The 13,204-nt window shown below is 46.1% G+C and carries 15 protein-coding genes; 4 read left to right on the top strand and 11 right to left on the bottom strand.

From position 1 onward, the window contains the following. Positions 1–132: 132 nt before the first annotated feature. Positions 133–1,542, bottom strand: a complete 1,410-nt coding sequence (locus BBA02S_RS16835) for a sigma-54 interaction domain-containing protein (RefSeq protein ID WP_041094973.1) — start codon at positions 1,540–1,542, stop codon at positions 133–135. 478 nt (positions 1,543–2,020) lie between these two features. Here BBA02S_RS16835 and BBA02S_RS16830 point away from each other — a divergent pair, with 478 nt between their 5' ends. From BBA02S_RS16830 to BBA02S_RS16820, 3 genes are all read left to right on the top strand, one after another. Continuing rightward, a complete protein-coding gene (locus BBA02S_RS16830; protein ID WP_156141457.1) occupies positions 2,021–3,421 on the top strand; it encodes a vWA domain-containing protein in 1,401 nt (466 codons plus the stop codon). A gap of 224 nt (positions 3,422–3,645) precedes the next feature. Further along, positions 3,646–5,622, top strand: coding sequence for a methyl-accepting chemotaxis protein (locus BBA02S_RS21765; protein ID WP_041094975.1), 1,977 nt, complete (start codon positions 3,646–3,648; stop codon positions 5,620–5,622). Positions 5,623–5,724: 102 nt separating this feature from the next. Next, on the top strand, positions 5,725–6,450 hold the full coding sequence (locus BBA02S_RS16820) for a ZIP family metal transporter (protein WP_041113715.1): 726 nt from the start codon (positions 5,725–5,727) through the stop codon (positions 6,448–6,450). Between the two features lie 39 nt (positions 6,451–6,489). On the opposite strand, the gene BBA02S_RS16815 is transcribed toward BBA02S_RS16820, so the two are convergent. From BBA02S_RS16815 to fliD, 9 genes are all read right to left on the bottom strand, one after another. Beyond that, positions 6,490–6,915, bottom strand: a complete 426-nt coding sequence (locus BBA02S_RS16815) for an Hsp20/alpha crystallin family protein (RefSeq protein WP_052474970.1) — start codon at positions 6,913–6,915, stop codon at positions 6,490–6,492. Between the two features lie 26 nt (positions 6,916–6,941). Then, complete coding sequence (locus tag BBA02S_RS16810; protein ID WP_041094980.1) at positions 6,942–7,160, bottom strand: spore germination protein; 219 nt, start codon at positions 7,158–7,160, stop codon at positions 6,942–6,944. 46 nt (positions 7,161–7,206) lie between these two features. Continuing rightward, the gene (locus tag BBA02S_RS16805) at positions 7,207–7,587 is read right to left on the bottom strand and encodes a spore germination protein GerPE (RefSeq protein ID WP_041094982.1); all 381 of its coding nucleotides are present in this window, start codon (positions 7,585–7,587) and stop codon (positions 7,207–7,209) included. A 13-nt stretch (positions 7,588–7,600) separates the two neighbouring features. Continuing rightward, entirely contained in the window at positions 7,601–7,777 is a 177-nt protein-coding gene (locus tag BBA02S_RS16800; RefSeq protein WP_041094985.1) for a hypothetical protein, read from the bottom strand. Next, positions 7,774–8,400 carry a spore germination protein GerPC gene (gene gerPC / locus BBA02S_RS16795; protein ID WP_041113716.1) on the bottom strand — a complete coding sequence of 209 codons (627 nt, stop codon included), beginning with the start codon at positions 8,398–8,400 and terminating at the stop codon, positions 7,774–7,776. The genes BBA02S_RS16800 and gerPC overlap by 4 nt, the downstream gene beginning before the upstream one ends. A gap of 45 nt (positions 8,401–8,445) precedes the next feature. Continuing rightward, on the bottom strand, positions 8,446–8,655 hold the full coding sequence (locus BBA02S_RS16790) for a spore germination protein GerPB (RefSeq protein WP_041094989.1): 210 nt from the start codon (positions 8,653–8,655) through the stop codon (positions 8,446–8,448). Positions 8,656–8,682: 27 nt separating this feature from the next. Continuing rightward, a complete protein-coding gene (locus BBA02S_RS16785; protein WP_041094992.1) occupies positions 8,683–8,904 on the bottom strand; it encodes a spore germination protein in 222 nt (73 codons plus the stop codon). A gap of 221 nt (positions 8,905–9,125) precedes the next feature. Further along, positions 9,126–9,512: a DUF8042 domain-containing protein gene (locus BBA02S_RS16780; RefSeq protein ID WP_041113717.1), complete on the bottom strand. Its 387-nt coding sequence runs from the start codon at positions 9,510–9,512 to the stop codon at positions 9,126–9,128. 35 nt (positions 9,513–9,547) lie between these two features. Then, positions 9,548–11,617 carry a flagellar filament capping protein FliD gene (gene fliD / locus BBA02S_RS16775; RefSeq protein ID WP_041113718.1) on the bottom strand — a complete coding sequence of 690 codons (2,070 nt, stop codon included), beginning with the start codon at positions 11,615–11,617 and terminating at the stop codon, positions 9,548–9,550. A gap of 257 nt (positions 11,618–11,874) precedes the next feature. Here fliD and BBA02S_RS16770 point away from each other — a divergent pair, with 257 nt between their 5' ends. Continuing rightward, complete coding sequence (locus BBA02S_RS16770; RefSeq protein ID WP_041113719.1) at positions 11,875–12,954, top strand: CAP domain-containing protein; 1,080 nt, start codon at positions 11,875–11,877, stop codon at positions 12,952–12,954. A 48-nt stretch (positions 12,955–13,002) separates the two neighbouring features. Here BBA02S_RS16770 and BBA02S_RS20385 read toward each other — a convergent pair whose 3' ends face one another. Next, on the bottom strand, positions 13,003–13,170 hold the full coding sequence (locus BBA02S_RS20385) for an IS3 family transposase (RefSeq protein ID WP_255211762.1): 168 nt from the start codon (positions 13,168–13,170) through the stop codon (positions 13,003–13,005). Between the last annotated feature and the right edge of the window lie 34 nt (positions 13,171–13,204).

Genomic DNA, 13,204 nt, shown 5'->3' with positions numbered 1-13,204 from the left:
GCCAAAACGAGACCCTTCCACTGACAAACCTTTCAATAGAGCGAAAATTTAAATATTTTTCATCTTTTGAACGCTCTTTCAGATCAAAAAACCTGCCAAAACCATGAAAAAACCGCCGAAATTTCGGCGGTTTTATGATAGACCCAATTTTGTTAATTTATATTGCAATGTTTGCCGGGGAATTTCCAACAGCTTGGCAGCTTTTTGAATGTTGCCGCCGGTTTCGGCCAGGGCCTGCCGAATTAAGTTTTCCTCTGTTTCCATCAATGCTTGGCGCAGCGGCTGCAGCGGAGCAGCTGCGCCATTTTCCGGCGGCGCCTCTCCTGTTATGTGCAGCGGAATGTGATCAAGCGTGATGATATCGCCGTCCATCACATTCATCGCCGACTCAATGGCATGTTCAAGTTCCCGGACATTCCCCGGCCAGTTATAACGATTAAAGACTGCCTTGACCTCCTCTGCCACCTTAGTGACGAGCTTGCCAAAAAGAAAGTTATATTTTTGGACAAAATGATCCGTCAAAAGCGGGATATCGCCTTTTCTATTCCTTAGCGGCGGGATCTGCAAGTTGATGACATTCAAACGATAATACAAATCGGAACGCAGCGTTTTTTCACGCAAGCACACCTCTGCCGGCTCATTCATGGCTGCAATAATCCGAACGTTCACCTCATGCTCTTTCGTTCCGCCTACTCTGCGAATGACGCCATTTTCCAGCACCCTTAACAGCTTCGCCTGAATATCTAGCGGCATTGAGTTAATTTCATCCAAAAAGAGCGTTCCGCCGTCCGCAAGCTCGAATAATCCTGGCCGATCGACCGCCCCCGTATAGCTGCCCTTTGCCGTTCCGAATAAAATGCCTTCAAGCAAGGAGGAAGGAATCGCCGCACAGTTTTGAGCGATAAACGCTTCTGACTGGCGCGGAGAAGCATTATGGATCGACTGGACCAGCAGCTCCTTCCCTGTCCCGGTTTCCCCGTATATCAATATAGGTGATGAGGTGGCTGCCACCTTCAGTGCTTTCTTTTTTAATTGTTCAAAAGCGGCATCATTCGTAATGATATCGGTCACATGGTACTTAGCACCGGCCTGGGTGGTTGCCGCCTTTTTTTTCCGTTGTCCGGTCTCCACCTTAGCCTGCAGATCAATCAGTTTTTCTGACAATTGCTTCACCTTAGTCAGGTCCTTGGCAATTTCTACCGCTCCGACAAGCTCCCCATCCACTTTAATTGGAAGGGTTGTATTCACCATATCAATCAGCGTTCCCCGGATATTATAGTAGGACTGATGCTGATTATAAATCGGCTCCCCAGTCTGAATAACCTTCATTAAGGTACTCGTTGCTGGAGACAAAGAAGGAAACGCTTCCAACAAATGCTTGCCGAGAACCTCCTCGCGTTCAACAGCGTCATGCTTCGCGGCCACATGGTTGTAAAAAACGGTTATTCCGTTCGCATCTACCGCATGAATGCCTTCATCAATCGTGCCCAAAATGGCCTGAATCATCTCCATCTCTTTCTTGTCCGTTCCATTCAACAGCATTTTGAACAACTCTCCTTCTTCACTTACAAAAACACTTCAAGAATCAGCAGCATCTGCCGCCTCTTTCTTGTCTGTACGTTTATTCCATTTTAAGACAGGTGTCCCCGTAATAATCAATGCCGGATTTTTGTCATTTCGCCGCCGAATTTTCGGCACTTATACCAAATCTGTCCAGCCTTCGACAGCTTCCTGCTTTTTACAGCAAGAAGTGAATGACAAATTTTTACTCATATTTATCTTTTTTATACAGCCTGGTAGCCAGACCATTCTTTTCAGCATTTCTTAAGTTTGACAGCTTTATATTATCATAAGAAAGAAATTGGAAGAAGCTTATCTTGGTTTTATCCGCCGCCAAGCGCGGGACTAAAGATTTAAATCGATTAGCTAAACACCTCTTAATCCCTTCCTTTTTCATCTAGTTTTGGATAATTTAGTTTGACATAATAAAAAATAATTGTACTTTTTAGGAGGATAGAGGATGAAAGAGTTCAAATATCCGAGCATCGGAATGATGCTATTAGCTGCTTTGCTGCTTCTCACCGCTTGTTCCACCGGCCAGGAGGAAACCGAGCTAAATAAAAAGGAGGCACAAGCGGACGCTTCCCGCAGCACTACACCAGCTGATGAGGTTCCCAAGGCTCCAAGAACAGCAGAAGACATGATCTCCCAAAAGCCCGGTTGGCTGATGAAGAAACACTTCGATGAGGAGATCGAAGCCGTCCAACCGATTGATTGGTTTCAGTACCGCAACTTTTACGAGAAAACCTTCCAGCCGATAATGGAAAAGGAGATTGGCGATTATTTTAAGAAGAATGAAAAGCAAACGAGTGATGAAGTATATGATTACCTCGTCTATGCCCTTGGCTCAGGGCAGTACAAGAAATTCTACGAACCGCTCGTTTCATTTGAATCCGGTTTCCAGGCCCCTGATCTGCCAGAAGGGAAGGAAAGCACGGAAAGAAAAAAAAAACAGCAGAACGTGGTCATGTTAATGGACGCGAGCGGCAGCATGAAAGCGAAGGTTCCCGGAGGGGTGAAAATGGATTTGGCGAAAGCAGCCATTGAAGAATTCGCGGCTGGGCTTCCTAAAGGAACAGCGGTCTCATTGCTCGTTTACGGGCATGTGGGCAGCGGAAGTGAGGCAGACCAAGCGAAGTCATGCCGGGCCATTGAGGCAGTCTTCCCGCTGGCACCCTATGAAAAGGGGGCCTTTGAAGCAGCAACCGGCTCCTTCCAGGCGAGCGGATGGACGCCACTGGCCGCTGCTATCAACCAAGCAGCCGATATTCTTTCTGCCTACCCATCCAATCAATACACTAACAGCGTCTATATAGTCAGCGATGGCATAGAAACGTGCGGCGGCGATCCGGTGGCAGCCGCCAAAAAGCTGCAAGCCCAAAATATTCAAGCACAGGTGAATATTATTGGCTTCGATGTTGACGACTCCGGCCAAAAGCAGCTTAAAGAAGTGGCTGAAGCCGGCGGCGGTGACTATGTGACCGTCAAAAATAAGGAAGAGCTGCAAATGCAAGTCACCAAAAAGTGGCGCCCTTCCCTCTTTGAAATCGTCGGAAAACAAGGCGTTCCGCTTCATGAATATGTCAACAAAACAAGCGAGCTGTCCGATTATAAAGGGCGGCTGACGGACTTAAGCGACCGTGAGAAAAATCGGATGACCAATGCTCTCTCCTTTCTCTCCAGCCAAAAGCTGATCGACGATCAAACGAAAGAAGAAGTGCAAACTCTCGCTGAAGAAATGAATCAGGTGCGCAACAGCCATTTTCAACGTGTCTATGAGACAAAATCTCAACAGCTGGAAGAACAGAAAAAGGAGATTGACAGCAAAGTAGAAGACTGGAAGGAGAAGTGGCAAGAATAACCACATAAAACAGGTCCGCCCTAAAAGGACTTTTTGGGGCGGACCTGTTTTCGCGTTCCAGCCTCCCTCCCAGAAAAACAGGAATATATGACTATAAAACTCATTTTCATCTGAGCAGATATTAAAGTTTGTATATTTTTACCGATACATAGAATAGTCTTTATCCATTGGTTAAAGATTAAGCATCCAGAGAATAGACATTCATAGAAAAGAGGTTATTGGCAGTGGGAAGCTTTTTTACACGTTTGGGTACGTTGCGGGCCAAACTGATTTTATCTTTTTCCATTATCTTGATAATTCCATCCCTTTTGATCGGGACCCTGTCATACGGCACAGCAAAGGAAGCAGTCAAGCAGGAAATGTTGTCCGGTTTTTCTGAAAACCTTCATATGTTAAACTCTTCAATTGATCAAATGATTGAAGCAAAAAGTCATGATATCAGTATCTTTTCCAACAGCATCCGCGCTGAAGACTATAAAGGCAATAACAGTGTCAGGCTGCGCCAAAGATTAGCAGAATACGCCAAGCTGCATCCGGAAGCGTTCAGCATCTATGTCGGAACAGCAGATGGCTTATTCATTGAAGAGCCGGTTATTACCGATACGGCGAGCTATGATCCCCGGACGAGAGACTGGTACAAAGAGTCGATGGCACGAAAAGGCGAAACAGTCATCTCCAAGCCTTACCCGGATGTCACGACAGGCGACATGGTCGTCACCGTCTCCCAATCGACAGCGGACGGCTCTGGCGTAGTGGCTGTTGATATTAATCTGGCCTACATTCAAGGGTTAATCAAAGAAGTAAAGATTGGCCGGGAAGGATATGCATTTCTTTTAGATAAAGACCAAACCGCGATGGTTCATCCTTCCATCGAGCCCGGCGAGCAGGCGACGGAACCCTTTTATCAAGCATTGTACGAAAAGGAAAAAGGACAGTTTAACTATACAGCCGGTGAACAGGAAAGAGCCATGAGCTTCGTCACCAACAAACTGACTGGCTGGAAAATAGGCGGAACGATTGAGCAGGCAGAATTCACAGAAGCGGCCTTCCCGATCTTTCAAAAGACGCTGTTCGTGATTTTCATAGCGATGCTGGCTGGCGCTGCTGTGGTTTTCTTTATTATCAAGTCTATTATTAAACCGCTCAGAAGTCTGAAGGAGCAAGCAATCACAATCAGCAAAGGCGACCTGACAGAGGAAGTAAATATACAGTCTGCCGATGAAATCGGGCAGCTGGCCCAGGCTTTTCAAACGATGCAGACAAACATTAAGCAGCTTGTGCAAAAAATTGAAGTGAACGCAGAGCAAGTGGCATCTTCATCAGAAGAATTAACAGCGAGCGCAGAACAAACAAGCGCGGCTACAGAGCAAGTGGCGGTTTCAATCCAGGAAGTCGCAGGCAGTGCAGAAAAGCAGATGGCGGGTGTCGACCAAAATGCGCGCTCTTTAGGGGAAGTATCTCAAGGAGCCGTGCAAATTGCTGAGCGCTCGGCGAAAGTTTCCGAGCTGGCCCAAGAGACGACTGCCCAGGCCGAGGAAGGCGGCCAAGCGGTTGCCGATACCGTTCGGCAAATGCAGTCGATCCAGCAGTCTGTAGAAGATTCAAACGCGATGATTCATTCGCTGTATGAACGCTCTAAGGAAGTCAGTTCAATTTTAAACGCAGTGACTGGGATTGCCGAGCAAACGAACCTTCTTGCTTTAAATGCAGCCATCGAAGCGGCCAGGGCCGGTGAGCATGGCAAAGGGTTTGCCGTCGTGGCCAATGAAGTACGCAAGCTGGCCGAGCAATCCCAACAATCGGTCAAAGAAATCTTTACAATCGTCCAGGGGATTCAGAAAGACACAGAAACCTCTGTCCAAGTGATGGCCCAAGTGACAGACAACGTGCAGAGCGGTGTCGCTATATCCAATGAAGCCATCGAAAAGTTCCGTTCCATTCTCCAGAGCACAAGAAACATTACTCCGCAAATGGAGGAAGTGTCAGCTACAGCCCAGCAAATGGCGGCAGCTGTTCAAGAGGTAACGGATATGACCAATGAATTATCCCTGATTGCCAAAGGAAACGCAGCTACTTCAGAGGAGGTTGCTGCCTCAACCGAGGAACAATTAGCTTCCATGGAAGAAATCTCAGCCTCTTCCCAGGCGTTATCCTCCATGGCGGAAGAATTGCAAGAGCTGATCTCTCACTTTAAATGCTAATACGGCGTGCTGTCTCTTTCGGGCAGCACGCTTTTTCTTTACGTGTAAAAACAAAGATTCAGGGAATAGGCAAAGGACAATGATTGGAAAGGAATGACGGCTATGGGTGAAGCTTTGCTTTGGGGGGCAATCGCCGGCGCGGCCAATTTACTTGGCGCTGTTGCCGTATTGCTTATTTCTCTCCCTAAACGGCTGATTGGCTATATTATGGCTCTTGGAACAGGGGCACTTATCGCTGCGGTTTCCTATGATCTTCTCGAAGAAGCGATGAAGCTGAGCGGGCTGAAGGATCTGGCTTTCGGTTTTCTCGGCGGGGCCATTCTCTTTACTGTGCTGGACATGCTTGTGAACCGCAAAGGCGCTCAGCACCGCAAACGCTCCGGGGAAGGCAGCGCTTCACCGGATGCATCCGGTTCAGGCATGGCCATTTTCATCGGTACGATTATGGACGCCATTCCGGAAACGGCGATGATCGGGCTGAGCCTGATTAACGGCGGCGTCAATCCGGCACTCATTACAGCTATTTTTATCAGCAACTTTCCAGAGGGTCTCTCCAGCACGTCCGGCCTCCTCAAAGGCGGCTTCAGCAAAAGAAAAGTCATCATGATGTGGATGCTTGTGCTCGCTGCCTCAGCCTTAAGCGCTCTGGCCGGCTACGTCTTTTTAGACCATGCATCGGACAGCACGAAAGCCTTGCTCCGCTCTTTTGCAGCGGGCGGCATTATCGCGATGATCGCCTCTACTATGGCACCTGAAGCCTACGAAAAAGGCGGGCCTCTCGTTGGGTTTATTACCGCTGCCGGTATTTTTCTCACCTTGCTGCTTTAATAGACAATGGGTGCCCTTTGACAGGCACCCAATTGTCTTCTATTCCACATCTCGAATCAAGATGCCTGTATGCTCGTTATGCGGCGTGCGCCGGACTAACTGGACAGCCAGCAGCCCTCTCTTGTAGGAAGCCTCCACCTGATCCGCCCGCACAGGAAAAGGCAGATTAATGATGCGTGTGAAGGCTCCTTCATGAAACTCTTCCTGAACAACGCGAAACCCCTTATGATCAAAGCGGATATCACAGCGGACCTCAAGCATTTGTTCATGAACATTTAAATGGATATCCTCTACTTTTGGAACTCCCGGCAGAAGAAACAAACACATCAGCTTATCTTTAGATTCATACAAATTGACGCGCAGCTGATTGTCCGTCCCTTTGAAATAGTGATGGAACTTCCCTTCCACCTCTCCCTCAAAAAACTTTTTAAATAACGAATCCCATCCGTCAAAGTAGTTATCCATCTCTATTCACCACTTTTTGCAAAGAATCAATTGTTGCCTGCTTGCGGCTGATCGACAAGATCCGGATCGAGGGAATTGGTGATGCTAATGCCGGTATTTGTCATAGTCAAATCCCCGACATTCGATCCGCCTGCTCCCCGCACTTCTTTTAAAATACTTTTCGGAGCAATATTCAAGGTGTCTCCGAAATTCATCACTCCGCCGTTGCTGTTTACTTTAAACGGTCCAGTAACTATGGAAGGCATTATGAACACTCTTTTCTGTCTGAATTATTCTTATTCTACTCACTGTTTAGGATCGCTTCCCATCATTTAATAATTGCCGGATATTCTTGATCCGGCATTCCGCATCGATGGCTGCGGTCGATCCGATATGAAGCACGCTAGAGGACGAAATGGCCGTAATCGCCACATGCTTCACCCGAATGAAAGGAGACAGGTTGTATCTCGTCACCGTTACATTCTCCTCTATTTGCGGAATAGGCAAGCTTCTTGAAAAAACCGGATACTCGTTAAAATTGCCCTCACGTCCGTAAAAAACCTCCGCCTCACGCTGAACAGCCAGTACCCGGCTTCGCAAGTTCAGCTCGGCAGAATCGCCCACTTCAAGAATGGAGCTGTTAAGCATCGTGATCACTCGGACATCTTGAACCACAGATGTTCTCTTAAACAATAAAACGCCCTCCTTACTCAGAAGGCAGCGGAACGAACGGCCCGACAATCAAAGACTCAGGCGGGGTATCAAAAGCAGAAGATAGAACGATGGTATCCGTATCGCCAATAAAAGCCATGGAAGCACTCGCTACCCCCCGAATGTTTATATTCTCTACACAAATCTCCTTGTTCACAACAGTGAAATTCATTTCAAAAAGCCCCCTTCCTTTGGCAGCTGTGCAATAAATTCATCATACGTTTTATGAATGTCTTCTTTTACTCTATGAATCATCCGCCCTTCCACTTCTGCCAGTTGCTCTTCCTCAATCTGGCTCATGTTCAGCTGGTTTAAATAATAATGAATACGGGAGTCAATTTGCTTTCTAATATCTTCAATAATGTACTGCCGGTAATCCGGAGTGATCACCTGGTTTTTTTGCTGCTCAATCGCTTGAAAATCCGGGTAACAATGGCCATTTAAATAATCATGGATTTGCCGCTGAATATTCCCGAATAACAGCAGCCGCTGCTGGGGATTCATTACCGGCACGGTTACATCATTTTGTTCAATGGAAAAATCCTCGATCGTCCCCTTGCCAGTGTTAGGCGTAATGCCAATGTTCAAGGTGCCTTCCAGCCGTTCTACTTTCAATTGATCAAATTTATACTCAATCCGTTCAATATTGGAGGATTGATTTTGTTTTAACGATTGAACTTCCTGTTGAAGTGTTTGAACAGTTTCCTGCAGCTGCATGATCGTTTGCTGCTGGGATTTCACTCGTTCATACATAGTTTGGAGATGGTGGATAATACGGGGATAATCAACATACATATAATCCCCTCCTTACAGCAAAAGTTGAAAGATCGCAAATGACCATCAGGCACGAGGGGGAGAAAGCGGCACAAGAAAAGGACGTCCGGCTTGTGTGCCTGGCTGCGGAGCCGGCTCAGTAAATCCCCCGGTATTATAAAGATTGGACAGCGCTTTAATAATGCCCGCACTTCCGATTTGCAAAAAGGAAGAATTGGAGACAGACTCAATTTTTAAGTTGTGGATCACAATGTTTTGGTTAATATGAAAATTCATCGGCTCCCCCTCCCTGTTAAAGCAGCCTTAAAGAGCGTTTTGAATACTGGAATCAATCGCATCAGAATCATACGTATTCGTAGAGCTATACTCATTTCTGACCATTATGCCTTCTCCTGTATTAAAGGACCCTGCTCCGGCAAAGGTTTTGACTGTGGAGGACGGAGCAATCGTGTACACATCACCGATATTAAAAACACTGCCGCTTCCTATACTGTTCACTTTTATCGCTCCGACAATCGCTGGCATGTATCTCATCCCTTTTTGAAAGCAATTCCTACTAGTACAATATGAAGAAGCGGAGCAAAGGTGATAAACGTCTAGGCCAAAGCGCTATTTTCTTCACTTACCATTAATATATTAACCGGGAGAAAAAAAATGAAGGAATTCGCGGTTTTTTCGAATTCCTTCTTGAATGCTAGCGATAAAAAAGGCTGCCTCGGCATCTTCCAAAGCAGCCCCCTCTATTGTTATATACTTACATACGGCAGCAACATCCGCTGCATCTCCCTAGCCCAGTTATGAAAAGCCGGATAGAGGCCTTCTATGATGATCTGTTCGCGCCGCTTTAGATCCGTAAAGGAAGCCTCAAGCTCAAGCGCTTGCTCGGCCACATTGCGAAATTGTTGAATCGTCTCTTGCAAGCCCGCTTGAAAAATGCGCTGCAGCGTGTCATTTGCCTGCCCCGCTTGATATAAAGCGGAGAAAATGTCTGCCAGCATACGGTCACTCTCTGTATGGCTATAGTCCTCAAAGCTCCTAATGATATACACAAAACCTTCTTCAATCGTTCCAAGCAAGTCCACATATTGTTTCACAAAGTCGAATTGCTCTTCCGTTAACTGCCGTCTTTCCAATACACCCACCCAGTTTCTTTCATTCTGCGCCAGCCTTACTGGCCGCCAAACTGATTCATTAAGTACATTGACTGCTGATTCGAGCGCTGAATCGCTTTTTCCATGGCTGTAAATTGGCGCCAATAGCGGTCTTCGACTTGAACGAGCCGCTTTTCAAAGCTGTTGATCCGGCTGTCAAGCCCTTTCAGCGTCCGGCCGATCGCAAACTGCTGCTGCGTGGAAAAGGAATTCCCTGCTTTCTCCTTCAATTGGTTCATCGTCTTGCTAACCGTATCATACAGGCGCTGAACAATTCCTTTTTGGCTATCTGTCGCGCCATCGCCGCGGAAAAGGTTTTCTACCGATTCCGGATCTTCCTCGATCGCCTTGCGCAGTTTTGCTTCATTAATTTCCAGCTTGCCGCCTTCTAAATAGTTGGCGGTCGTCGTGATTCCTATCTTCGCTAACTGATTAAACGCTCCCGATACTTTATCATTCGTCACTGGCTGCGAGAAGTTCATCCGCATATTTGTTAACACACTTCCGAGCAAAGGGTCCCGGCGCAAAAGACCGCTCTTCGCCATCTCCTCCCACTTCTCCTGCTGCTTGTCACTTAATGTTTCCCGCTGATCATCGGTTAACGGTGTATATTTCCTGTACCGCTCTTCACTTGTTTTCTTCTGGATCTTATCAATCAATTCATTGTATTTATTAACAAACTCTTTAATATTATCAAACACCTTAGTACTGTCGTTATTGACAGATACACTCACTTCCTCAGCAAATGTCTGCTTGAGCGTGAAGGTAACCCCGTTCATTTCGAAGGTGTTGGAGTTTCTTTCAGTTGTCAGGCCGTTAATAGTAAAAACTGCATTTTTCCCGCCTGTAAGCTTGGCCGTAGCATCAAATTTAAATATATCTTTCATTAACAAGCCTTCAACCGTTATATCTGGCCCCGCATCGTTAAACTTTCCTGTTTCCGCACGGTTCAATGTCATCTGTCCGGACTGTTTATCATAAAACAGATTAATCCCCACATTAGAACTATTCACTCGATCGCCTAATTGGGTAAGAGATTCATTACCTTGTACAATAAAATTTTCATGCATATTTCCCTTGGAGGTAGCCGTATCCAAGCTAAACGTCGTGTAATTTTGTTTATATGTGACTTCTATTGTGTATTTGGTTTGTTCTTCCCCTGCGTTGGCTTTCGGAGGCAAGTCCATTTTTCCATCAATAAACGTAATCTTGCCTGTCACCTTGTCAAACGTAGCTACCGCATCAGCAAATCCGGTGTCTTCTTCCTTAAATACTTGTCCATTATTTACAACATAATTTTGTGATGTTCCATCGTCTTTTTTAAGAGAAAAAGACGTTACTGCACTGATGGATCCACGTGAAAGCTGAACCGATTGAGAGTCATGAGCCAGCGTGACAGTATCCGTTTTCTCCTTCGCAATATAATCCACGCGGACAGAGCTATCCTTCGCTATATTTTGCTTGAACTGAACATTTCCTGTAGCGCTGTCTACAAATACGTGAGTACTATCATCAGAGGCAAGTGCCTCCCATTTACTTTGATCAGTAATTACTTTATAGCCTTTGCCGTTTACTTTTACGCTCCATGAGGAAAAATCACCTAGATTAGCTGTAGGAACTTCTAAGGAAAACGTAGCTTTACTTCCATCTGCCGTAAATGATTTTGTTTCGACTGTTCCTGTTCTCCACATATCCGGTGTACTTTGAGCCTGGCTATATAAATCCTTACTAGGATCAAGCTCAATTTTTCCAGTGCCGCTTAAAAGACGTTCTGAACTAGCTAAAACATCAACTTTTGAAATTTGATAAGAAGACGCTCCAGCCGCACTGCTCGCTGTCGCTGTCACCCGATCTTCATTTGTTGACGCTGCTGCTCTTGCCCTATATTTCGTCGTTAACTTCATTTGCGTTAACTCTGAACGGAAATCTAACAGCAGCGTATTCATTGTCCGGTAGTCATCCCGCTGCCATTCCAGCACTTGCTTTTTTTGCTTTAGTTTATCAAGCGGCATCCGTTCTGCTTTCATCAGATCCTTGACCATCTGATCAATATCCATACCGCTCGCCAATCCGCCGATTCGGACCATTTGTCCCCCACTCCTTCTTTTTGTATTTCACTCATGTACCTATTGATCTACAAGCTTTACTTTCGATTATATACTCCATTTTTTATATCGGCTGCTTCAGAGGGAAATTAACAGTAAAAAACAAACAAGCTAGATAAGAGGATAAATGCCCTATACAATTATCCCTTTAATAGTAAAATTGGAAAGGGGATATTATTGTAAAAAATAAGATTTAAAACCTATAATAAAGAAAACAGCAATCAAGAAAGGAAGCTGGCATGTTGCGGAGCTTTTTATATACAGTAATAGTGATTACGGTTGCTTTTCTTTCATGGCCGGCGATTGAAAAGCAGCTGGATGAGTCGAAAGCATCTGAGAAAGCAAAGGCGGGTTTTCTCGATTTCACCGAGCAGCTGGGGCTGGGAGAGTTTGTTGCTGACTTCAGCGGAACGGATGGGACAAAGTCCCCGCCTGTGAAAAAGCCGGCGCTGTCAAAACCGGCCGAGCAGGCGTTTTCCATTCATAATATTGAGTTGGCTGACAGCAAGGAACAGGCGGAGCAGGTACTAGGTTCCCCGAAGCGCTCCTCTGCCAATGAATACGGGGTCGAATGGCACGCTTACCATACAAACTATCAAAACTTTGTGATGGCCGCCTATGATGAGAATGGCCAAGTAGCAGGGCTGTACACCAATCAGGATTTGATCGCTTCTAAGAGCGGCATCAAGCTGGGCAGCGCCAAGGAAGCGGTCCGGAAAAAATTCGGCCAGCCGCTCGCTGAGATGCGCAAAGGTCTGGTATATATGCGTTTTGACGAGAAAGAAGACTATGACACCTTCGACCTCGACAACAGCTTTGTGACGGTTTTTTACGACAAACACGAAAACAACACGGTCACTGCCATTCAGCTGATCCGCAAAGACGTAGAGCAGAAAAAAAGCTCTTTCTATGTCAAAGGCCATGAACCATTGAAAGAAGGCTTTGAATATCAGCTGTTTGATTTAACGAATGCTGCCCGGGCCAAACGATGCCTCGCTGTACTGAAGTGGGACGATCAAGTGAAGGGAACAGCTAGAAAACATAGCAGCGATATGGCGAAGCAGAATTATTTCTCCCATACGAATAAGCGGGGACAGTCCCCCTTTGACCGGATGGAAGCCGATGGCGTCTCCTTTACCACTGCGGGGGAAAACCTTGCGTATGGACAGTTCAGCAGCATTTTCGCCCACGAAGGCTTGATGAATTCCCTGGGCCACCGGGAAAATATCCTCCGTCCGGAATACCGTTTTCTCGGTGTAGGTGCAGCGTTCAATGAGGAAAACCAGCCGTACTATACCGAAAACTTCTTGACCAAATAGCAAGAAGGGCTGAAGGATGGTAGTGACCCCTGAAAGTTAGAGTTTTATTTATACAACTAATTGGCTGGCATGAGTTCGGTATTGTACTAGACTCATGCCAGCCAATTTTTGTTTCCTCCGTTCGTTGTTATAGTAATGGATATAGGCTTCCACTTTCTGTTTCAATTCCTCATAAGGCCTTGATGCTTCCCCATAATACATGCCTTGTTTAAGGATGCCCTGGCTTTGTCACCCCTGTTGATTGGAATGG

The organism is Bacillus badius NBRC 15713, from assembly GCF_001591605.1.
GTDB lineage: Bacteria > Bacillota > Bacilli > Bacillales > Domibacillaceae > Pseudobacillus > Pseudobacillus badius.
Note: the sequence above shows the minus strand (reverse complement) of the source record. Positions and strands in the feature narration are given on the sequence as shown.